Below are 22,140 nucleotides of genomic sequence, written 5' to 3'. Positions count from 1 at the left end.
GGTGGGGTGTGTTACTAAGCCGTATGGCTAAGCATGATCCTGACCTTTCCGCGCTGTTTCACGCCCTGTCCGATCCGACGCGGCGGGCGATGCTGGCGCGTCTGGCGGCGGGGCCTTTGACGGTGACGGAGCTGGCCGCGCCTACGGGGCTGCGGCTGCCGACGGTGCTCAAGCATCTGGGGGTGCTGGAGGCGGCGGGGCTGATCGCTTCGGCGAAGGACGGGCGCATCCGCACCTGCGCCTTTGTGCCGGGGGCGCTGGCGCCGGCGCGAGACTGGATGGAGGCGCAGCGCTCGCTGTGGGAGGCGCGGCTGGACCGGTTGGAAGCCTACGTGATGCAACTGATGAAGGAGGGTGGGCATGACCAGTGAGAGCGATCTGGACCCGGAGCTTGATCTTGTGCTGGAACGTGACCTGGCGGCGCCGCGCGCGCTGATCTGGCGCTGCTGGACGCAAGCCGAGCATCTGAAGCAGTGGTTCGTGCCAAAGCCGCATCGCGTGGTGGATTGCCTGCTGGAGGTGCGGGTGGGCGGGGCCTGCAACACGACCTTCGAGGTTGAGGGCAACCTGATGGAGAACAGGGGGGTTTATCTCGAGGTGGTGCCGGAGGCGCGGCTGGTGTTCACCGATGCCTATACGGTGGGATGGAAGCCCGCGCCGGAGCCGTTCATGACGGCGATCGTGACCTTCGATGATCTGGGCGGGGGGCGCACGCGGTACAAGGCCGTGGCGCGGCATCGCAACGCCGATGCGGCGCGGCAGCATCGCGAGATGGGCTTTCACGACGGGTGGGGCACGGTGGCCCAGCAGCTTGAGGCCCATGCGCAGGGGCTGGGTGCGTGACGGCCGGATCCTTTGCGACGCTGGCGTTCGAGCGGGCCTTGCCGGTGGCGCCCGCGGTGCTGTGGCAGGTCTGGACGGCACCCGCCGCGCGGGCGATCTGGGCGGCGCCAAGCCCGGTGGTGGCGGTGGAATTCCTTGAGGCCGACAGCCGGGTGGGCGGGCGGGAGGTGTCGCTCTGCAAGGTCGCGGGGGAGCCGGATATCCGCTGCGAGCTGGGCTGGCTGGACATGGTGGCGCCGGGGGAGGGGGCCTTGGATCGCGCTGCGGGCCGCAGCGTGAATTACGAGGTGGTGTCGCGCGCCGGGGTTAGCTTGTCCGGCGCGCTGGTGACGGCGCGGATCGCGGCGGAAGGCGGGGGCAGCGGCCTGCAGGTGACGGTGCAGCTGGCCAATCTGGCCGAGGACATGACGGCAGGCTATCGCGCTGGATTTGCGGCCGGGCTGGACAACCTGGCGGCGTTGGCGCGGCGGGTGATGGTGATCGAACGGGTGATCGCGGCGCCCCCGGCGGCCGTCTGGGGCGCGTGGTGGAGCGCCGAGACCTTGCCGCGCTGGTGGGGGCCGGAGGGGTTTTCCTGCCGGACGCGGCGGATCGACCTGCGGGCGGGCGGGGAATGGGTGTTCGACATGATCGGGCCGGATGGCACGGTCTGGCCGAACCATCACCGCTATGCGGCGGTGATCCCTGAGGCGCGGATCGACTATGCGCTGCACTGGGGCGAGGACGGGCCGAAGCACGCCGATGCCTGGGTGCGGTTCGAGGAGGCGGGGGGCGCGACCCGGGTGACGCTGGGCATGGCCTTTGCCACCGAGGGGGAGTGGCAGGAGGCGAAGGGCTTCGGGGCCGAGGCGCTGGGTCTGCAGACGCTGGGCAAGCTGGCGGCGCTGCTGGGGTAGGATGGGCACTTGTGCCCATCCTACGGGGACGGCCCGAACGGCCCATGGGCCGGATGGCCCATCCTACGCGGCCCCGCCACCCGCGCGCCTGGGGGGCTGGGCCACGCCCGGGCCGGGCCATCGCGGAGCGTGAGATAGGGCCAGTCCGCCGCGTCGCGGACCAGACCATGGCGCACCGGATCATGCCGGCAATAGGCCATGGCCTGCTGCACCGCATCCCCGTCGCGCAGCGCATGTTCCCAGAACCGCCGCTGCCAGATGCCCGCCTCGCGCTTGCGTGCGAGGCTCGGGCGCGGGGGCGCACGCTCGGCAATGCCTTGGCTGAAGCGGGCCTTCAGCCGTTGCCAGCGGTGGGAGAAATGCACCTCACCCTCCGGCTCGGTCAGAACGACATGCAGATGGTCGGGCAGGATCACCACGGCATGGAGGGTGGCGGGAAAGGCCATGAACGCCTCGCGCCAGGCGGCGCGCAGCGGGTCGATCCGGTCCAGGAGCAGCGTGCTGCCCCGTTCTTCCAAACACAGGGTGAAGGCATAGCTGCCCCCGGAGATGCGCAAGCGGCGATAGCTGGTCATCGCCGCAGGGTAGCGGCGCGGAGTTAACGCTTCGTTTCCGTAGGATGGGCAGACTTGCCCATGCTGCGTTGGGCGCGGCAGCGGTCGGAGCAGTATTTCACTTCGTCCCAGACCTTCTCCCACTTTTTGCGCCAGGTGAAGGGCAGGCCGCAGGAGGCGCAGGTTTTGGTGGGCAGATCGCCCTTCTTGCGCATCTTGGCCATCAGAGGTCGAGGCTCATCTGGGCCGCATCTGCGCGGCGCTTCGGCCTTGGGCTGCGGTCGTTGACGAAGCGGGGATCGGCGCGGCTGGCGTGGCGTTCGATTACCTCGGCCACCTCTTGCCGGTAGCTGCGGTCCTTGCGCAGGCCCCAGCAGGCATCCCGCGCGGCCCGGGCGGCGGCGGCGACATCGACCACGGGTTCGGGATAGAGCCGCCCCAGAACGCCGCGCGCGCCGGGCCATTTCCACGGCTCCTGCAGGAAGGGATCGGGCACGGCGGCGAGTTCGGGCAGCCAGCGCCGGGTGAAGGCGCCGGTCGGATCCTGATCATGGCCCTGCTTTACGGGGTTGTAGATGCGGATCGTGTTGATCCCCGTGACACCCGCCTGCATCTGAACCTGCGGCCAGTGGATTCCGGGTTCGTAATCGGTGAAGCGGCGGGCGAGGATCGCGCCGGTCGCGCGCCAGTCGAGCCAGAGGTGATAGGAGGCCACCGCCATCACCATGCTGCGCATGCGGAAGTTGAGCCAGCCTGTCGCGCGCAGATAGCGGATGCAGGCGTCGAGGAAGGGCAGGCCGGTTTCGCCTGCCTCCCAGGCCTGCAGGCGGGCGGCGTCGGGTTCGCGCGGGCGCAGGGCATCCGCGGCGCGGTGGAGCGCGCGGATCTCGATCGCGGGTTCGGATTCGAGCTTTTGCATGAAGTGATCGCGCCAGGCCATCCGGCTTTGGAAACTGGCCAGCGCGCCGGGCCAGCGCCCGCCGGGACGTTCTGCCGCGCGGGCGGCGGCGGCCTGCACCACCTCGCGCGAGGAGAGGGTGCCGAAGGCGAGATGGGCGGAGAGGCGCGAGCAGGCGCGTTCGCCGGTGACGGGCGAGGACATGGCGGCGCGGTAGCCTTCGCCGCGCCGGGTGAGGAAGCTGTCGAGCAGGAGCAGGCCCTGCGCGCGCCCGCCCTTCTGGCGGTGGGCGCAGGCGTCATCGGGCAGGCGCAGGGCGCGGGCGGTGGGGATGGCGCCGGGTTCCACCCCCGGCACGGGGGTGAGTGCGGCGGGTGCGGGGACCGGGGCGGCGGCCACGAAACTGTCGCGGCGGCGCGCCCAGCCGTCGCGATGGGGCAGGCGGCGGATGACGCCCTGCTGGGGCATCTCTTCCCACAGGACGCCCGCGCTGCGCGCCCAGGCGGCGACGCGGCGGTCGCGAGCATAGGTCCAGAGGTTGCCGGTTTCCTCATGGCTGAGGAGGCGGGCGATGTGGTGCTGGCGGCAGAGCCGGTCGAGCACCTGTTCCGCCTCGCCCACGCGGATCACGAGGGGGGCGCCCAGCGCGCCCAGTTCGGCGCGCAGATCGGCAAGCGATTCCGCGATGAAAGACCATTGCCGGGCGGCGGCGTCGGGCTGCTGCCAGAGCGCGGGTTCCACGATGTAGAGCGGCAGCACGGCGCCACATTCGGCGGCGCGCGCGAGGGCGGGGTGATCGTGGGGGCGCAGGTCGCGTTTGAACCAGACGAGAACATTCATGGAACATTTATGTAGCGGGGCGGGCGGATTCGTAAAGGCCTGATTGCCGCCGCGGGGGGGCGATCCTATCCGTTAGGATAAGTGACTGAGCCTGCGCGGAGGTGTCATATGGCGTCGCCCGGTGGTTGTTTCCGGGGACGGCCGTCTTGCGGTGCCGGATTGCGCAAGGGCGGCCCTGGACACGGATCAGAATGCGGAAAGGTGCAGGCACGGGGGTTGAGGACCCGCCGCCGCTGACGCGGTGGTTGTGGCAATCCTATCTGCGGGCTGCGCTGGTGCCGCTTCTGCTGATCGAGTTGACCTTCGTGGCGCTGTACTGGGGGACCAGCCGCTTTGTCTATGACCGCAGCGCCGGCGCCATCAGCGAGATTTCCACCGAAGCCCTGACCGCCGCCGCCCGCCGCGAGGGCGAGATCATCGCGCGGCGGCTGGAGACGATCGGGGCGATGACGCGCATCTATGCGGGCGAGGCGGCGCGGGCCTTGGCCACGCCGTCAGGCGGGGTCGCGCCCGAGGAGGCGGCGCGGTACGCCTATACGCCGGACGGGGTGTTCTACAGCACGGTGGATGCTGGTGGATCGGCGGTGTTCTACAGCGGGATCGTGCCGGTGGGTCCGGCGGAGCGGGAGAAGGTTTGGCGCAGCGCGCGGCTTGATCCGATCATGCGGTCGATTGCGGACAGCGATCCCTTGATCCAGCAGGTTTATCTGAACACGCATGACAGTCTGAACCGCATCTATCCGTGGTTCGATGTGCTGGCGATCTATCCGCCCAAGATGGATATCCCGAGCTACAATTTCTATTACGAGGCGGATGCCACGCATAACCCCAAGCGGGGGGTGGTGTGGACGGACAGCTATCTGGATCCGGCGGGATCGGGCTGGATGGTTTCGGCCATCGCGCCGGTTTACGGCGCTGTGGCGGACGGATCGGCGGGCACGGAGGTGGGCGCGGAAGCGGGCGCCGGGGGGGCGGGGCTGGAGGGCGTGGTCGGGATCGACGTGACGCTGGGCAGCATCGTGGCGGATGTGCTGGATATCGAGTTGGATGGCGATGGCTATGCGATCCTTGTCAGCCGTGACGGCACCATCCTTGCCCTGCCGCCCGAGGGCGAGGGCGATCTGGGGGTGAGCGTCCTGTCGGATCACAGCTATAGCGAGGCGATCCTGCAGGACACGTTCAAGCCCGACAGTTTCAACATGTATCGCCGGGCCGAGCTTTTCGCCGTGGCCGATGCGCTGCAATCAGCGCCCGAGGGCAACCGGCGTGTGGATCTGGGCCGCCCGATGATCGCGGCCTGGGCCACGATCGCGGGGCCGCAGTGGAAGCTGATGCTCTTGACCAGCGAAGAGAGCGTGCTGAGCGGGGCCGCGCGGCTGCGCGAGCAGCTGGGGCTGGTGAGCCAGGGGATGCTGGCGATCCTTGTGCTGTTCTATGCGGGGTTCTTCCTGTTCCTGTGGCGGCGGTCGGTTGCCATGTCGGATCGCGTGGCGGCCCCCCTGGCCGAGATCGAGCGCAACATGGGCCAGATCGCCGCCGGGGGCAGCGTGCCGGCGGGGCATCGCTATGCGGTGGCCGAGGTGCAGAGGGTGGGCGATCATCTGGTGACGATGGGCGAGAAGCTGCAGGCGGCGAGCCGGGCGAAGGCGAATTTCCTGTCAGCCATGAGCCACGAGTTCCGCACGCCGCTGAACGCGATCATCGGCTATTCCGACCTGCTGGCGAGCGCGCCGGTCGAACCCCTGTCGGACGAGGATCGGCGGCAGGTGCAGGCGATCCATGCCGCCGGGTGGCAGCTTTTGCAGCTGGTGGACGGAGTGATCGAGTTGAGCCGGATCGAACAGGGCGAGGTGGCGCATAACCTGCAACCCCTCGACCTGATGCCGCTGCTGCGGCAGGCGATGGCCGAGTTGCGGCCCGATCCGGCGGCGCCGGGAGGCGTGGTCGTGGAGATGGAAGAACCGCCCTCGCCCCTGCCCAAGGTGCGGGCGGATGCCGAGGTGATCCGTCGCATCGCGACGCATCTGATGGCGAACGGGGTGAAGTACAACCGCCCCGGGGGGCGGGTGACGGTGCGGCCCGTGCTGGCCGGGGGGCGGCTGTGCGTGGAGGTGCAGGATACCGGGATCGGCATCCCCGCCGCGATGCAGCCGCGCCTGTTCACCCCATTTGACCGGCTGGGGCAGGAAAACGGCAGCATCGGCGGGACGGGGATCGGGCTGGCGATCTGCCGCAGGCTGGCCGAGCTGATCGGCGCCGAGGTGGGCTTTGTCAGCCGGGCGGGGGAGGGGTCCACGTTCACCCTGTGCCTGCCGCTGGCGTGATGCGGCGGCCCGCGCGCCGGGGTTTTGCGCGCCTTGCCTTCGCCCGGGCCAGTTCATAGCCTGCGCCCCAAAAGGGGATTGCCATGACCGAACAGCCGCGCGCCGTGCATCTTGCCGATTACCAGCCATTCACCCACCGCGTCGAGCAGGTGGCGCTGACCTTCCGGCTGCACCCGCAGGCCACGCGGGTGGCGGCGGTGCTGCGCATCGCGCCCAATCCGGCGCGGCCGGGGCGGCATGACCTGCGGCTGGATGGCGAGAACCTGAAGCTTTTGTCGCTGGCGGTGGAGGGGCAGGCGCTGGCCGTGGTGCCGGATGCGACGGGGCTGACGATCCCGGCGGGTGCCTTGCCCGAGGGGGCCTTCACGCTGACGACGGAGGTGGAGATCGCGCCCGAGGGGAACACCGCGCTGGAGGGGTTGTACATGTCGCGCGGCATGTATTGCACCCAATGCGAGGCGGAGGGGTTCCGCAAGATCACCTTCTATCCCGACCGGCCCGATGTGATGGCCCCGTTCCGCGTGCGGATCGAGGCCGATCTGCCGGTCCTTCTGTCGAACGGCAATCCCGTGGCGCAAGGGCAGGGCTGGGCGGAATGGGAGGATCCCTGGCCCAAGCCTGCCTATCTTTTCGCGCTGGTCGCGGGCGATCTGGTGGCCCATGCGGCGCCGTTCCGCACAGCATCGGGGCGGGATGTGGCGCTGAACATCTGGGTGCGTCCGGGCGATCAGGATCGCTGCGCCTATGCGATGGACAGTCTGATCCGGTCGATGCGCTGGGATGAAGAGGTGTACGGCCGCGAATATGATCTGGACGTGTTCAACATCGTGGCGGTCGATGATTTCAACATGGGCGCGATGGAGAACAAGGGGTTGAACATCTTCAACTCCAAATTCGTGCTGGCCAGCCCCGAGACGGCGACGGATGACGATTTCGCGCGGATCGAGGCGATCATCGCGCATGAGTATTTCCACAACTGGACCGGCAACCGGATCACCTGCCGCGACTGGTTCCAGCTGTGCCTGAAGGAAGGGCTGACGGTCTTTCGCGACCAGCAGTTTTCCGGCGACATGCGGTCCCATGCGGTGAAGCGGATCGAGGATGTGCTGCTCTTGCGCGCGCTGCAGTTCCGCGAGGATGGCGGGCCGTTGGCGCACCCGGTGCGGCCGGAAAGCTATGTCGAGATCAACAATTTCTATACCGCGACGGTTTATGAAAAAGGGGCCGAGATCATCGGGATGCTGAAGCGTCTGGTGGGGGATGAGGGGTATGCGCGCGCGCTCGACCTCTATTTCACGCGCCATGACGGGCAGGCGGCGACGATCGAGGATTGGCTAAAGGTCTTTGAGGATGCGACGGGGCGCGATCTGGCGCAGTTCAAGCGGTGGTATACCGAGGCGGGGACGCCGCGGGTGAAGGTGTGGGAGGAATGGGATGGCGCGACCTATACCCTGACCTTCGCGCAGGTAAACCCGGCAACCCCGGGCCAGCCGGCGAAGGGGGAGAAGGTCATCCCCATCGCGGTGGGGCTTTTGAACCCCAATGGCGATGAGGTGTTGCCGACGACGGTGCTGGAACTGACGGAAGCGCGGCAGTCGTTCCGTTTCCCGGCGGCCACGCGGCCCATCCCTTCGATCCTGCGGGGCTTTTCCGCGCCCGTGGTGATCGAGCGCGAGGTTACCCCCGAGGAGCGCGCCTTCCTGCTGGCGCATGATACCGACCCGTTCAACAAATGGGAGGCGGGGCGGGCGCTGGCCAAGGACCTGCTGGCGCGGATGGTGACGGAGGGTGCGTCACCGGGGCCGGATTGGCTGGATGCGGTGGCGCGGGTGGTGATGGACGAGGCGCTGGATCCAGCGTTCCGGGCGCTGGCGCTGCGGCTGCCGGGCGAGGATGACATGGCGGCCACGCTGCATGCGGGCGGCGTGACGCCCGACCCTGCGCGCATCTGGGCCGAGCGGCGGCGGATGGGCGAGGCCCTGGCGCGGCGGCTGGCGCCGCAACTGCCCGCGCTGATCGACCGGCTGGCCGAGCCGGGGCCCTTCAGCCCCGATGCGCGGGCGGCGGGGCGGCGGGCGCTGCGGATCGCGGCGCTGGGCTGGCTGGCGCGGGTCGATGGCGGGCGGGCGGCGGCGGCGGCCTACCGGGCGGCCAACAACATGACCGAAGAGGTGGGGGCCTTGGCCGCGCTGTTGGAAATCGGGGCGGGGCAGGAGGAGCTGGCCCTGTTCGAGGCGCGCTGGTCCAAGGATCGCAACGTGATGGACAAGTGGTTTGCGCTGCAGATCCTGCACGCCCATCCTGATCGCGCGGTGGCGGTGACGGACGCGCTGACGCGGCATCCGGCCTTTGACTGGAAGAACCCCAATCGGTTTCGGTCGGTGCTGGGGGCGCTGTCGGGCAATCATGCGGGGTTCCACCATGCCTCGGGCGCGGGCTATGCGCTGCTGGCGGATTGGCTGATCCGGCTGGACCCGGTCAATCCGCAGACGGCGGCGCGGATGTCGACGGCCTTCGAGACATGGCCGCGCTACGACGGCGCGCGCGGGGAGAAGGCGCTGGCGGCGCTGGGGCGCATCGCGGCCACGCCGGGGCTGAGCCGTGATCTGGGCGAGATGGTCACGCGGATGCAGGGGGAGTGAGCCTGTCGCGGCTTTGCGTGGCGCGGTAGGGCGGGGTTCCCGCCGCCGCACCTAGCCTTTGGTCGACACGGTCACGCTTTGGCGCGGGGCGAAGAAGCCGCCGTCGTTCCCCGCCTGGCAATAGGGTTGGGCGCGGGTCCATTCGGCCATGGCGGCGCGTTTGCCTGCATCGCGGAGGGGCATCCAGTCACGCCCGATGCCGCGATTGCCGCCACCCGCCACCATGCCATCGCGCGCGACGGCCGAGGCCATCATCTGCGCCGCACATTCGAGGTTTTCGGACCCGTCCTTGAGTTCCGACACGGTGTCGGCCTCGCACTGGTGATACCCGGCGGAGGTGGGCGAGATCTGCATGATCCCGATATAGCGCCCGCCGCCGCCCGAGGCCTGCGGGTTCCAGGTGCTTTCATAGCGGGCGACCGCCGACATGAGGCCCGCCCAGAAGGCGCGGCGGTCTTCGATCGAGGCGTTGGCGTAGCCGGGGCACCATGTCGCCACATCGGCGGGCACGGTGGCCGCCAGCACGGGGTCGTGCTGTTCCAGCGCGGTCAGCGTGTCGCGCGTCCATTCGCTGCCCTCGGGGCGCACATCCCACTGCATCGGCGGCGTGTGACCGCTGGTCGAGAGGCTGGCATCGCCGGTGTCGGACACGCAGCCCGCCAGCGTGGCGGCAGCAAGGATCAGGCCAAAGGCGGCGAAAGGACGTTGCATCAGGTTCCGTCAGGCAGCATCGCACCCCCATGTGCGACCTGTGCCTTCAATCAACGGAAGCTTGATCTGTCCATGGAAACGATCTGTTCTCGGTTCGGATCGGCAGAAAACCGCTTTTCGGGGGGTGCGGGTGGGTGGTCTGCCCCGATTTTGCCACAATTCTGGCGGAATTTTGTCACGTCTGCGCGGTGTGGCGATCTGCCCGTTGCACCCGGCAGGCGATTGATGGTCTCGCAGGCTGCGCGGGTGGCCTGCCTTGGTAATGGGTGTGACACTGCCATGTCGCGTTTTCTGCACCAGTCGGTGACGGCCGATCTTGCGGGCCGTTTGTTCAACCTCATGTTGTTTCTGACCTTGTATCCCTTTGTGTGGCTGTTGTCGCAGCGCCGGGAGACGGGCGAGGCCATGCCGGAGGCGCGTGTGCGGCCAAGGTCGGCCTTGCCCTGAGACGCGCGGTGCGGCGCGCGGTGGGGCGCGGCGCAGCATGGCGGCTTGATGCGGCTGGCCGGACGCCCTAGACAGGCGGGCAAACGGTGATGAGGACGGCGCGCCATGCTGGATATTTCCTATGCTTCCCCGAAACCCAAGGTGATCGCGGGTGCGACCGGCGATTGGGAACTGGTGATCGGGATGGAGATCCATGCCCAGGTCGCATCGAACGCCAAGCTGTTTTCGGGTGCGTCCACGCAGGTGGGGGCGGAACCCAATTCCAACGTGGCCTTCGTCGATGCGGCGATGCCCGGGATGCTGCCGGTGATCAACGAATTCTGCGTGGAGCAGGCGGTTCGGTCCGGCCTTGGCCTGAAGGCGCAGATCAACCTGCGGTCGGCCTTTGACCGGAAGAACTATTTCTATCCCGACCTGCCGCAGGGCTATCAGATCAGCCAGCTTTACCACCCAATCGTGGGCGAGGGCGAGGTGATCGTCGAGATGGGGCCGGGCGTCGCCCGCCGCGTGCGGATCGAGCGCATCCATCTGGAACAGGATGCCGGCAAGTCGATCCATGACATGGATCCGAACATGTCCTTCGTGGATTTCAACCGCACGGGCGTGGCGCTGATGGAAATCGTCAGCCGCCCCGACATTCGCGGCCCGGAAGAGGCGGCGGCCTATGTGGCCAAGCTGCGCCAGATCCTGCGCTACCTGGGCACCTGCGACGGCAACATGCAGAACGGCAACCTGAGGGCGGATGTGAACGTGTCGGTCTGCCGTCCGGGGGATTACGAGAAGTATCAGGCAAGCCAGGACTTTTCGCACCTCGGCACGCGCTGCGAGATCAAGAACATGAACTCGCTCCGGTTCATTCAGGCGGCCATCGAATATGAGGCGCGCCGCCAGATCGCCATTCTGGAAGATGGCGGCAAGGTCGATCAGGAAACCCGGCTCTATGATCCCGACAAGGGCGAGACGCGGTCGATGCGTTCGAAGGAAGAGGCGCATGATTACCGCTATTTCCCCTGCCCGGACCTGCTGCCCCTGGAGATCGAACAGGCATGGGTCGATGACATCGCCGCATCTATGCCGGAACTGCCGGATGCCAAGAAGGCGCGCTTCATGGCCGATTTCGGGCTGACCGATTATGACGCCAATGTGCTGACGGCAGAGGTGGACAACGCCGCCTTCTTCGAGGCGGTGGCCAAGGGCCGCGATGGCAAGCAGGCGGCGAACTGGATCATCAACGAGCTGTTCGGGCGGCTGAACAAGGACGGAAAGGGCGTGGCGGACAGCCCCCTGTCGCCCGCCCAGATCGGCGGCGTGCTGGATCTGATCGCCAGCGGAGAGATCACCACCAAGATGGCCAAGGACCTGTTCGAGATCCTGTGGAACGAGGGCGGCGATCCGGCAGAACAGGCCGCCAGGCACGGCATGAAACAGGTCACCGATACGGGCGAGATCGAGCGGGCGCTGGACGCGCTGATCGCAGCCAACCCCGAACAGGTGGAGAAGGCCAAGGTCAATGCCAAACTGGCGGGCTGGTTCACGGGGCAGGTGCTCAAGGCCACGGGCGGCAAGGCCAATCCGGCGGTGGTGAACCAGATGGTGGCCGCGAAGCTGGGGCTCTGATCGGGGACGCTCATCACGGCGCGGTCGGCGGGAAAGCCCGCTGCCGCGCGCCTGTCCCTTCAAAGATGTGCCGCCCGACGCTACTTTCCCTGCGCAAACGACCGGAGCCAACCCCATGTCGCGCCATGAATACAAGGTTATCCCCGCCCCGCGCCGCGGCACCAAGTCGCGCGAAGCCAAGACGAGCGAGGACCGCTTCGCGCTGACCCTGTCCAATGTGATGAACGATCTGGGCCGGGACGGGTGGGAATATGTCCGCGCCGAGACGCTGCCCACCGAAGAGCGGGCGGGGTTCACCAAGACGCGGGTGGTGGAGCAGACGGTGCTGATCTTCCGCCGCGCGCTGGCAGGGCCGGGGACGGTTGGGGTGGCACCGGGCGAGGCCAGCTTGCGGGCGGTTGCCCCGGAGCCGCCCGCGCCGCGCCTTGGCCCCGCGGTGGAACCGGCGCCCGGCCCGGCGCCCGTGCTGCGGGCCGAATGATCAGGCCCGCGCGGCGGCCAGCGCCTGCGGCAACACCTCTGCCAGCACGTCGAGATCGTCAGGCGTTCCCACGCTGATGCGGATGCAGCGGTCGAGGGGGGCTGCGCCGGGCATGCGGATGAAAAGACCCCGGTCGATGCAGCCGCGCAGCACGGCACGGGCAAAATCCCCGTCACGGCCGCAATCCACCGCGACGAAGTTGGTGGCAGAGGGCAGGGCCGCCAGACCGTTCTCGGCAGCGATGTCGCCGATGCGGCGGCGCGCGGTGGCGACCTCGGCCCTGACCCGGGTGAGCCAGTCCTGATCGGCGAGCGCCGCCATGGCACCCGCCTGCGCCACGCGGCCCATGCCGAAATGGTTGCGCACCTTGTCGAAGGCGCGGATGAGGGCGGGCGCGGCCAGCGCATAGCCCACACGCAGCCCGGCCAGACCATACCCTTTTGAGAAGGTCCGCAGGCGGATCACGCGGGGGTCATCCATGGCAAGGCGCGGCAGGGCTTGGGCAGGGGCAAGATCGGAATAGGCCTCATCCAGGACCAGAAGGCTGCCCTCGGGCAGCGCGTCCACCATCGCCTCGATCACCGCACCGTCATGCCAAGTGCCCATCGGGTTGTCGGGATTGGCGAGATAGATGAGCCTCGCCTGCGTCTGGCGGGCGGCGTCGAGCAGGGCCTGAGGGTCTTCGAGATCGTCGCGATAGGGGACGCGGGTCAGATCCGCGCCGTAGCCTGCGACATGAAAGGCGAATGTGGGATAAGCCCCGAGCGAGGTTACCACCGCATCCCCCGGGCCTGCCGTCAGGCGGACGAGCATGCCCAGAAGACCATCAATCCCTTCGCCCACGATCAGATGGGCGGGCGTGACCCCATGATGCGCCGCCAGCGCGGCGCGCAGTTCGGCCATTTCGGGATCGCCATACATCCAGGCCTCGGCAGCGGCGGCGGCCATGGCGGCCACCGCGCGGGGCGAGGGGCCAAAGCGGCTTTCATTCGCGCCTAGGCGGGCGCGAAAGGCGCGGCCAAGCTGGCGTTCCTGTGCCTCTGGGCCGACAAAGGGAACAGTGTCTGGCAGGCGGGCGGCAAGCGGGGTGAGACGGGGCGCGGTCATGCCGCGCAGGGAAGCAAGCGGCGCGGGGGAGTGCAAGGGGGGAAGAATTTTCGGCCGAAAATTCTTCCCCCCGTCTCGCCCAAGAATTTTCGGTGAAAATTCTTGGGCAGGCGCGCCCGAAAATTTTCGGGAAAATTTTCGGGCTTGGGTGGGGGGGAAGCGATCAGTCGCGCAGGAAGCGGCGGCGGGCTTCCTCTGCCATCGCTTGACGCATCTCGACCTGTGCAAGTTCGGCCATGATCGCCTTGCGTTGGGCGGGGTCGGCCTCGTGCTGCAGGGTTTCGCGCAGGCGGGCGGCTTCCTTCTTCAGCACGATCTCCTCGGGCAGGACGCCGGCCTCGGCCATGATGCGAAAGCCGATGGCGTCGCCGGGGCTGACGAAGGCATCACCGGGGCGGTCGGGCAGGGGTTTGCCTTCGCCCTCCAGCCCCTGAAGATCGCCTTTCAGGCGCGCCTTCTGCATCTGTCGTTCGGCAAGACGGGACAGCCATGACATGGGTGCTCTCCTTTTTGGAGAAGTGTCGCGCGTCTGGCAGAAAAGGAAAAGGGGGCTTCACGCCCCCTTGTTCCCCCCGGCTTGGGATGATCCCACGGGATGGATTTGCAGAGACGGGATCACCCGATCTCGGCCAGACGCGTGAGGGCGGCGTTGAGCTTTGCGGCCTCGTCCTCGCGCGCTTCCAGATTGGCGCGGGCTTCATCGACCACCTCTTCCGGGGCGGAGGCGACGAAGGCCGGGTTGTTGAGGCGCCCTTTCAACCCGCCGATCTCTTTGGCCAGTTTGTCGAGCGCCTTGGTGAGGCGGGCCTTTTCTTCGGCGATGTCGATGATGCCCTCCAGCGGTAGGGCGAAGGCCGCGCCGTCCAACGCGATCGAGATGCTGCCCTTGGGGGCGGCTTTGGCCTCGGTCAGGGTTTCGACGCGGGCGAGGCGCTTGATCAGCGCCTCGTTCCGGGACCAGGCGGCGCGGGCCTCATCCGACAGGGTGGTGGCGACCAGGTCGACCTTCAGGCCCACGGGGACGTGCATCTGCGCGCGGGCGGAGCGGATTTCGTCGATCAGGGTGGTGACCCAGCCCATTTCGCGGTCGGCGGCGGGGGTGGCGAGGGAGAGGTCGGCGGCGGGCCAGTCGGTATGGACCAGCATCTTGGCACGGGTGCCGGTGGTGGCCCAAAGCTCCTCGGTCAGGAAGGGCATCATGGGATGCAGCAGGATCATGCAGTGATCCAGCACCCAGGCCATGGTCTGGCGTGTCTCTGCGGCGGCGGGGCCGTCGAACAGGGGTTTGGCGAATTCGACATACCAGTCGCAGACCTTGCCCCAGACGAAGCGGTAGAGCGTGTCGGCGGCCTGATCGAAGCGGTAGTCGGCAAGTGCTGCGTCCACCTCGGCCAGCGTGCGGACGGTTTCGCCGATGATCCAGCGGTTCGCGGTGGCGGTGGCGTCGGGGGCGACGGTTTGCGTGGCGTGGCCGTCCCAGACCCCGTTCATTTCGGCAAAGCGGCAGGCGTTCCACAGTTTTGTGCCGAAGTTGCGATAGCCTGCGATGCGCGCCGTATCGAGTTTCAGCACACCGCCGAGGGAGGCCATCGCGGCGTTGGTGAAGCGCAGCGCGTCGGCGCCGTATTCGTCGATGATTTCCAGCGGGTCGATGACGTTGCCCAGGGATTTGGACATCTTCTTGCCCTTGGCATCGCGCACGAGGCCGTGGAGGTAGACCGTCTTGAACGGCACCTCATTCACCACGGCAAGCTGCATCATCATCATCCGGGCGACCCAGAAGAAGAGGATGTCTTGGCCCGTGATGAGGACGGAGGTGGGGAAGTAGCGCTTCAGTGCGTCGGTCTGATCGGGCCAGCCCAGCGTGCCGATGGGCCAGAGGCCGGAGGAGAACCAGGTGTCCAGCACGTCGGGGTCGCGGGTGAGGGGCTTGCCGGGGGCCATGGCCTGCGCCTCGGCCTCAGTCGGGGCGCAGTAATGGTTGCCTTCGTCGTCATACCACACCGGGATCTGATGGCCCCACCAGAGCTGGCGCGAGATGCACCAGGGTTCGATATTGTCGAGCCAGTGGTAGTACGTCCTCTCGCCGCTTTCGGGGATGATCTTCACCGTTCCTTTGCGGACAGCGTCCAGCGCGGGTTGCACAATTCGAACAGTATCGACGAACCATTGGTCCGTCAGCATGGGTTCAATTACCACTTTCGAACGATCGCCGAAGGGTTGCATGATCTTCTTCGCTTCGACCAGCGGCACGGGGGCATCCGCCCCTTCGACATCCTTCTTGACCGCCGCCTTGCCCAGACGCGGATCATCCGCCCGCGTCATCACGGCCAGACCTTCCGCCGTGATCTCTTCGACCACGCGCTTGCGCGCCTCCATCCGGTCGAGCCCGCGCAGGTGATCGGGGACGAGGTTCAGGGCATCGGCCTCTGCCTCGGTCAACACCCGCTCTCCCCGCGCCACGGCCTGCGCGATCCCCGCCGCGTCGGCATATGGGACGCCATCCGAACGCAGGCAGGCGCGCGTGTCCATCAGGCGATAGCAGGGGATCCCGCCGCGCTTGGCCACGCCGTAATCGTTGAAGTCATGCGCGCCCGTGATCTTGACCGCGCCGGAGCCGAAGGTGGGATCGGGGTATTCGTCGGCGATGATCGGGATCAGGCGGCGGTGTTCCTTTGGCCCGACCGGGATTTCGCAGAGTTTGCCGACGATTGCCGCGTAACGCGTGTCCGACGGATGCACCGCCACGGCACCATCGCCCAGCATGGTTTCGGGCCGGGTCGTGGCGATGGAGATGTAGTCGCGCTCCTCATCGACGAGGATGTTCCCTTCGGCGTCCTTTTCGACGTAGCGGTAGGTGGCGCCCCCGGCGAGCGGGTATTTGAAGTGCCACATGTGACCGTCGACTTCGGTATTCTCCACCTCGAGGTCGGAGATCGCGGTCTCGAAATGCGGGTCCCAGTTCACCAGACGCTTGCCGCGGTAGATCAGGCCTTTGTTGTAGAGATCGACGAAGACGCGGATCACCGCGTCGTGGAAGTTCCCCTCTTCGCCCTGAGGCGCGCCGGGAGCGCCGGACATGGTGAAGGCCTCGCGGTCCCAGTCGCAGGAACAGCCGAGGCGCTGCAATTGCCCGATGATGGTGCCGCGGGATTTCTGTTTCTGCTGCCAGACGCGGGCGGTGAATGCCTCGCGCCCCATGTCGCGGCGGTTGGGTTCGCCCCGCGCGGCCATTTCGCGTTCGGTGACCATCTGGGTGGCGATCCCTGCGTGATCGGTGCCGGGTTGCCACAGCGTGTCATGGCCCTTCATGCGGTGCCAGCGCGTCAGGATATCCTGCAGCGTGTTGTTGAAGGCATGTCCCATGTGGAGCGAGCCCGTGACATTCGGCGGCGGGATCATCACGCAGAAGCTTTCGGCGCCGGGCTTGGCGTTCGCCCCGGCGCGGAAGGCCTTGCTCTCGATCCATTTCGCGGAGATCCGCGCCTCGGCCTCGGCGGCGTTGAAGGTCTTTTCCATCGGCATCGCTTGCATCCCTGACTGTCGCCCGGGGTTCTAGCGCGCGGGCGCGGCAAGGGAAAGCGGCAGATGCCCCGGCCTGCTGCGAGGCTGGGCAGAGGCGCCTGGCAGAGGCGCCTGGCAGAGGGGGCGGCGATGCGGTCACACCGCGCGGTCGATTCGCGTGCTGAGATGGATCAGGCTTTCGGAGGATTTCACCCCCGTCATCGCGCCGATCTGATCGAGGACCTGATCGAGCACTTGCGTGTTGGGGCAGGCGATTTGCATCAGAAGATCGAAGCGGCCAGAGGTGGTGAAGACACGCTCCACCTCGGCGATGGCCTTCAGGCGGGTGAGGATATTGGCCTGCGCGCGGGGTTCGATGGTGAGAAGAACCGAGGCGCGGATGCGGCCCTGACGCGCCCCTTCGCCCAGTTTCAGCGTGTATCCGGCGATGACCCCGGTGGTTTCCAGCCGTTCCAGCCGGGCCTGAATGGTGGAGCGCGCAACCTTTAGTCGGCGCGACAGCGTGGCCACCGACATACGGGCATCCGCCCCCAGAAGGCCGATGATGTTGCGATCCAGTTCGTCCATGCAATCTGCCCGATCTTTTCGTCATTATAACGACGTTTCGATGCATTTATACAGTTTTGTTCGGTGAGTTTGTACACCATATGCGGCATCCTCAGTTGCAGGAAAAGGGCGGCTCATACGCACCTGGCCTGGTTGGAAAAACCGCGCAGGTGCCTTGCCGTCCCGTGAACGAGCAGCGGGGAGGGCTTGCGTCTTGTTGGCAGAAAGGATCACGCCGATGGGACTGTCCAAAACGATCTGGACCAATCCGACCGAATTTCTTCGCAATCAGCAGCCGGAAAACCCGGTTCTGTTCTTTAGCCCCTCTGCGTTGCAGGCGGCGGCGCGTCGCTTCATCGACGGCTTTCCCGGCATGGTCACCTATGCGGTGAAATCCAACCCGGGTGAGGAAGTGGTGGAAAACCTTTCTGCCGCTGGGGTGCGTGGGTATGACTGCGCCTCGAGCTTTGAGATCGACCTGATCCGTCGCCTCGCCCCGGATGCGGCGATCCATTACAACAACCCGGTGCGCGCGCGGTCGGAGATCCGGCATGCGGTGGAGCGGGGCGTGAAGTCCTATTCGGTGGACAGCGCATCGGAACTGGCCAAGCTGATCGAGATGGTGCCGGCGGCGGATTGCGAAATCTCGGTCCGGTTCAAGCTGCCGGTCGCGGGCGCGGCCTATAACTTTGGCGCCAAGTTCGGCGCGACGGCGGAACTGGCGACGGAACTGCTGCGCCGCGTGGCCGAGGCGGGTTTCATCCCGTCGCTGACCTTCCATCCGGGCACGCAATGTACCGATCCCGCCGCGTGGGAGACCTATATCCGCACCGCCGCCGATATCGCGCGCGATGCAGGGGTGGAGATTGCGCGGCTGAACGTGGGGGGCGGGTTCCCGTCGCACCGCCTGATGGGCGTGGTGCCGGCGCTGGAGGCGACCTTCGCGCTGATCGACCGCGTGGCGACCGAGGCCTTTGGCGAGAACCGCCCGCTTCTGGTGTGCGAGCCGGGTCGGGCGCTGTGCGGCGATGCCTTCACGCTGGCGGCGAAGGTCAAGGCGGTGCGGGATGACACGCATGTGTTCCTGAATGACGGTGTCTATGGCACGCTGACGGAACTGCCGCTGATCGGGGTGATCGACCGGACCGAGGTGCTGTCGCCCGAAGGCGTGCATCGGGATGGCGCGTTGCAGGGGCGGATCGTGTTCGGCCCGACCTGCGATTCGGTAGATCGTCTGCCGGGCGAGGTGATGCTGCCTGCGGATATCGCCGAGGGTGATTATGTGATCGTGCAGGGGATGGGGGCCTATTCCACCGTCACCAACACGCGCTTCAACGGCTTTGGCGAATTGACCATGGCAACGGTGCTGTCGCTGCGCGTCTGATCGCGCCGTCGGTCTGATTGCGGAAAGAACCCGCGCCCCCGGCTGGACATTCCAGTCCGGGGGCGTAGTTTTTCGGCGGTCAGCCAAGCAGGGGGCATTTCATGAAATTCGGTCAGGCCCAGCCCGCGCGGCGGCGCGAGGATATCCGTTTCCTGACGGGGCAGGGGCGGTATGTCGATGACATCGCGCCGGCGGGCGCGTTGCAGGCGTGGTTCCTGCGGTCGGACCGGGCACATGCGGAGATCACGGCGCTGGATGTGGCGGCGGCGCGAACGGCGCCGGGGGTGCATCTTGTGCTGACGGCCGATGGCCTGCGCGCGGCGGGGGTGGAGACGGGGATGCGCTTTGCCCGTGTGGCCAATCGCGACGGCAGCCGGGGCGCGGCGCCCGCGCGGCCTGTGCTGGCCGAGGGGCGGGTGCGGTTCGTGGGCGAGGCGGTGGCGATGATCGTGGCCGAAACGCTGGAACAGGCGCGGGACGCGGGCGAATTGATCGACCTGTCGCTGGACGAGGTGCCGGTGGCGCTGGCCCTTGAACCGGGCGGGGCGACGATCCACCCCGAGGCGCCGGGGAACCTGGCCTTTGATTACGGGATCGGGCGGGAGGCGGAGACGGCCGCCGCGCTGGCAGGGGCCGCGCATGTGGTGCGGCTGGAGGTGATCCACAACCGAGTGATCGTGAACCCGCTGGAGCCGCGCGGGGCATGGGCGGACTGGGCCGAGGGGCGGCTGCATCTGTGCGTGAACGGACAGGGGGTGTGGAACCAGAAGAAGGAACTGGCGCGGATGCTGGGCCTTGCGCCCGATGCGGTGCGGGTGACCAACCCCGATGTGGGGGGCGGGTTCGGGATGAAGGCGATGACCTATCCTGAATATGTGGTCATCGCGCAGGCGGCGCGGATGCTGGGCCGCCCGGTGCGCTGGATGTCGGAGCGCGGCGAGGGGATGCTGTCGGACAATGCCGGGCGCGATCTGGTGGCGCAGGCAGAGATCGGGTTCGATGCCGGGCTGCGGATCACGGGCTATCGCGTGCGGGTGCTGTCGAATCTGGGGGCCTATAACTCGCAGTTCGGGCAACCCATCCAGTCGGAGCTGTTTTCCAAGGTTCTGACCGGGGTCTATGACATCCCCCATGCGTGGCAGAATACCATCGGCGTCTTTACCAATACGGCGCCGGTCGATGCCTATCGGGGCGCCGGGCGGCCCGAGGCGATACTGACGATCGAGCGGGTGATGGACGAGGCGGCGCGGGTGCTGGGCGTTAGCCCGTTCGATCTGCGGCGGCGGAACTTCATCCGCACCTTTCCCTATCGCACCGTGACGGGGCAGGTGATCGACGTGGGCGATTTTCCCCGCGTGCTGGCCCGGGCCGAAGTGGAGGCGGATGTCGCAGGCTTTGCCGCGCGCCGGGCCGAGAGCGAAAGCCGGGGGATGCTGCGGGGGCTGGGGCTGGCCACCTATATCGAATCCATCCTTGGCGATCCGAGCGAGACCGCGCGCCTGACACTGGACGAAGGCGGCGGGGCCACGCTCTATGTCGGCACGCAATCGAACGGGCAGGGGCATGAGACGGTTTACGCCCGGATGGCCGCCGGGATGACCGGCCTGCCCGAAGAGCGGATCCGCGTGGTGCAGGGCGACAGCGATCTGATAACCAATGGTGGCGGGACCGGCGGTTCGCGATCCGTGACCGTGCAGGGAACCGCGCTTCGCGCCACGGTGTTGCAGACGGTGGCGAAGCTGGCCGCGTTTCTGGAGGGTGAACTGGGCCTGACCGGGGTGGCGTTTTCCGATCACGTCTTCGGGGCGCCGGGATCGAACCTGCGGCTGACGCTGGCCGAGGCGGCGGATCTGGCCCGCGCGCGGGGCCGGGCGGATCTGTGCGATCAGGCGGCGACGATCACGCTGGAGGGGCGGTCCTTCCCCAATGGCGCGCATCTGGCCGAGGTGGAGATCGACCCCGAGACGGGTGCGCTGCAGCTTGACCGTTATACGGTGGTGGATGATTTCGGCACGCTGATCGCCCCGGAACTGGCCATCGGCCAGGTGCATGGCGGGGTGGCGCAGGGCTATGGGCAGGCGGTGATGGAACTGGCCGTGCATGATGCGGAGGGGCAGGTGCTGGCGGCGAGCCTGATGGATTACGCGCTGCCGCGCGCGACGGACCTGCCCTTTGTCGATTTCACATCAGAGCCCGTGCCATCGGTGCTGAACCCCTTTGGCATGAAGGGCTGCGGTGAGGCGGGGACGGTGGGGGCGCTGGGCGCGATTTCCAACGCGGTGCGCGATGCGCTGGCCCCGCGCGGGGTGACGCGGGTGGACATGCCGTTTTCGCCGCAGCGCATCTGGCACTGGTTGCAGGCCGCCGCGTGAGCGGCTTTCCAAGGCCGCCCGCGCCGGGTTAACTGCGGGGCGAACCGACCCGGAGCCCGCCCATGACCCATGTCACCGTCGCCGCCACCCAGTTCGCCTGCAGCTGGGACCTGCCCGCCAATGCCGACAAGGCCGAGGAGATGATCCGCAAGGCCGCCGCGCAGGGCGCGCAGGTGATCCTGATCCAGGAACTGTTCGAGGCGCCCTATTTCTGCATCACGGAGCGGGCGGAGTATTTCCGGCTGGCGCGGCCCCTTGAGGGGCACCCGCTGGTGGCGCGGTTCCAGTCGCTGGCGCGGGAGTTGGGGGTGGTGCTGCCGGTGTCGTTCTTTGAACGCGCGGGGCAGGCGCATTTCAATTCTGTCGCCATGGTGGATGCGGATGGAGCAATGCTGGGCCTGTACCGCAAGAGCCATATCCCGCAGGGGCCGGGCTATGAGGAGAAATACTATTTCTCGCCCGGGGATACGGGGTTCCGGGTGTGGGATACCGCCCATGGGCGGATCGGGGTGGGTATCTGCTGGGATCAGTGGTTCCCCGAGGCGGCCCGCGCGATGGCGCTGATGGGGGCGGAGATGCTGCTTTATCCCACCGCCATCGGATCAGAGCCGCCCGCGCCGGGCTATGACAGCCAGCCGCATTGGGAGACGGTGATGCGTGGCCATGCGGCGGCGAACATCCTGCCGGTGATCGCGTCGAACCGGATCGGCACGGAAACCGCGCCGGAGGGGGTGGCGGTGACCTTTTACGGGTCCTCCTTCATCGCTGATCAGGCGGGGCAGGTGGTGGCGCGCGCTTCTCGCGACCGCGAAGAGGTGCTGACCGCGACCTTCGATCTGGAGGCCATCGCCGCGCTGCGGGCAAGCTGGGGGCTGTTCCGCGACCGGCGGGTGGAGTTGTACGGGACGGTGAACACGCTGGACGGAACCCGGCACGCCAAATGAAGAACGGCG

The 22,140-nt window shown here is 67.5% G+C and carries 19 protein-coding genes; 11 read left to right on the top strand and 8 right to left on the bottom strand.

Features of this window, described 5'->3' with window-relative positions:
- The first annotated feature begins 23 nt into the window (after positions 1–23).
- From GU920_RS00490 to GU920_RS00480, 3 genes are read left to right on the top strand one after another with little or no spacing between them, the layout of a single operon-like run.
- Positions 24–371, top strand: a complete 348-nt coding sequence (locus tag GU920_RS00490) for an ArsR/SmtB family transcription factor (protein WP_161764885.1) — start codon at positions 24–26, stop codon at positions 369–371.
- On the top strand, positions 361–843 hold the full coding sequence (locus GU920_RS00485; protein ID WP_161764883.1) for an SRPBCC family protein: 483 nt from the start codon (positions 361–363) through the stop codon (positions 841–843). The genes GU920_RS00490 and GU920_RS00485 overlap by 11 nt, the downstream gene beginning before the upstream one ends.
- Positions 840–1,739, top strand: a complete 900-nt coding sequence (locus tag GU920_RS00480) for an SRPBCC domain-containing protein (RefSeq protein WP_161764881.1) — start codon at positions 840–842, stop codon at positions 1,737–1,739. The genes GU920_RS00485 and GU920_RS00480 overlap by 4 nt, the downstream gene beginning before the upstream one ends.
- Positions 1,740–1,759: 20 nt before the next feature.
- On the opposite strand, the gene GU920_RS00475 is transcribed toward GU920_RS00480, so the two are convergent.
- Genes GU920_RS00475 through GU920_RS00465 form a run of 3 tightly spaced genes read right to left on the bottom strand, consistent with a single transcriptional unit; the run spans position 1,760 to position 4,031 of the window.
- On the bottom strand, positions 1,760–2,314 hold the full coding sequence (locus GU920_RS00475) for an REP-associated tyrosine transposase (RefSeq protein WP_161764879.1): 555 nt from the start codon (positions 2,312–2,314) through the stop codon (positions 1,760–1,762).
- Positions 2,315–2,337: 23 nt separating this feature from the next.
- Positions 2,338–2,517, bottom strand: a complete 180-nt coding sequence (locus tag GU920_RS00470; RefSeq protein ID WP_161764877.1) for a DUF2256 domain-containing protein — start codon at positions 2,515–2,517, stop codon at positions 2,338–2,340.
- Complete coding sequence (locus GU920_RS00465; RefSeq protein WP_161764875.1) at positions 2,517–4,031, bottom strand: FAD-binding domain-containing protein; 1,515 nt, start codon at positions 4,029–4,031, stop codon at positions 2,517–2,519. Before GU920_RS00465 ends, GU920_RS00470 begins: the two co-directional genes overlap by 1 nt.
- Before the next feature lie 191 nt (positions 4,032–4,222).
- Here GU920_RS00465 and GU920_RS19670 point away from each other — a divergent pair, with 191 nt between their 5' ends.
- Positions 4,223–6,355, top strand: coding sequence for a sensor histidine kinase (locus GU920_RS19670; RefSeq protein WP_161764873.1), 2,133 nt, complete (start codon positions 4,223–4,225; stop codon positions 6,353–6,355).
- A gap of 83 nt (positions 6,356–6,438) precedes the next feature.
- Complete coding sequence (gene pepN / locus GU920_RS00455) at positions 6,439–8,997, top strand: aminopeptidase N (protein ID WP_161764871.1); 2,559 nt, start codon at positions 6,439–6,441, stop codon at positions 8,995–8,997.
- Between the two features lie 51 nt (positions 8,998–9,048).
- Here the strand turns inward: pepN and GU920_RS00450 are convergent, their stop codons facing one another.
- The gene (locus tag GU920_RS00450; protein WP_161764870.1) at positions 9,049–9,708 is read right to left on the bottom strand and encodes a transglycosylase SLT domain-containing protein; all 660 of its coding nucleotides are present in this window, start codon (positions 9,706–9,708) and stop codon (positions 9,049–9,051) included.
- A 72-nt stretch (positions 9,709–9,780) separates the two neighbouring features.
- Between GU920_RS00450 and GU920_RS00445 the strand changes: the two genes are divergently transcribed.
- The 3 genes from GU920_RS00445 (at position 9,781) to GU920_RS00435 (ending at position 12,253) form a co-directional block, all read left to right on the top strand.
- Positions 9,781–10,155, top strand: a complete 375-nt coding sequence (locus tag GU920_RS00445) for a hypothetical protein (RefSeq protein WP_161764868.1) — start codon at positions 9,781–9,783, stop codon at positions 10,153–10,155.
- A gap of 105 nt (positions 10,156–10,260) precedes the next feature.
- Positions 10,261–11,772, top strand: a complete 1,512-nt coding sequence (gatB, locus tag GU920_RS00440) for an Asp-tRNA(Asn)/Glu-tRNA(Gln) amidotransferase subunit GatB (RefSeq protein WP_161764866.1) — start codon at positions 10,261–10,263, stop codon at positions 11,770–11,772.
- A gap of 115 nt (positions 11,773–11,887) precedes the next feature.
- Positions 11,888–12,253, top strand: coding sequence for a DUF4177 domain-containing protein (locus GU920_RS00435; RefSeq protein WP_161764864.1), 366 nt, complete (start codon positions 11,888–11,890; stop codon positions 12,251–12,253).
- Here GU920_RS00435 and GU920_RS00430 read toward each other — a convergent pair whose 3' ends face one another.
- From GU920_RS00430 to GU920_RS00415, 4 genes are all read right to left on the bottom strand, one after another.
- Positions 12,254–13,360, bottom strand: coding sequence for a pyridoxal phosphate-dependent aminotransferase (locus GU920_RS00430; RefSeq protein WP_161764862.1), 1,107 nt, complete (start codon positions 13,358–13,360; stop codon positions 12,254–12,256). It abuts the gene before it with no gap.
- A 163-nt stretch (positions 13,361–13,523) separates the two neighbouring features.
- Positions 13,524–13,856 carry a DnaJ family domain-containing protein gene (locus tag GU920_RS00425; RefSeq protein ID WP_161764860.1) on the bottom strand — a complete coding sequence of 111 codons (333 nt, stop codon included), beginning with the start codon at positions 13,854–13,856 and terminating at the stop codon, positions 13,524–13,526.
- Between the two features lie 119 nt (positions 13,857–13,975).
- A complete protein-coding gene (locus GU920_RS00420; protein WP_161764858.1) occupies positions 13,976–16,885 on the bottom strand; it encodes a valine--tRNA ligase in 2,910 nt (969 codons plus the stop codon).
- A gap of 135 nt (positions 16,886–17,020) precedes the next feature.
- On the bottom strand, positions 17,021–17,452 hold the full coding sequence (locus GU920_RS00415; protein ID WP_161764856.1) for an Lrp/AsnC family transcriptional regulator: 432 nt from the start codon (positions 17,450–17,452) through the stop codon (positions 17,021–17,023).
- A 217-nt stretch (positions 17,453–17,669) separates the two neighbouring features.
- Here GU920_RS00415 and GU920_RS00410 point away from each other — a divergent pair, with 217 nt between their 5' ends.
- The 3 genes from GU920_RS00410 to aguB all read left to right on the top strand — a co-directional run bounded on the left by GU920_RS00410 (position 17,670) and on the right by aguB (position 22,131).
- The gene (locus GU920_RS00410) at positions 17,670–18,815 is read left to right on the top strand and encodes a type III PLP-dependent enzyme (RefSeq protein ID WP_161764854.1); all 1,146 of its coding nucleotides are present in this window, start codon (positions 17,670–17,672) and stop codon (positions 18,813–18,815) included.
- A 101-nt stretch (positions 18,816–18,916) separates the two neighbouring features.
- Positions 18,917–21,187: a xanthine dehydrogenase family protein molybdopterin-binding subunit gene (locus tag GU920_RS00405; protein ID WP_161764852.1), complete on the top strand. Its 2,271-nt coding sequence runs from the start codon at positions 18,917–18,919 to the stop codon at positions 21,185–21,187.
- A gap of 62 nt (positions 21,188–21,249) precedes the next feature.
- The gene (gene aguB, locus GU920_RS00400) at positions 21,250–22,131 is read left to right on the top strand and encodes an N-carbamoylputrescine amidase (RefSeq protein WP_161764850.1); all 882 of its coding nucleotides are present in this window, start codon (positions 21,250–21,252) and stop codon (positions 22,129–22,131) included.
- Positions 22,132–22,140: the final 9 nt, after the last annotated feature.

It is taken from the genome of Paragemmobacter ruber (genome assembly GCF_009908315.1).
GTDB classification, from domain to species: Bacteria; Pseudomonadota; Alphaproteobacteria; order Rhodobacterales; family Rhodobacteraceae; genus Paragemmobacter; species Paragemmobacter ruber.
Note: the sequence above shows the minus strand (reverse complement) of the source record. Positions and strands in the feature narration are given on the sequence as shown.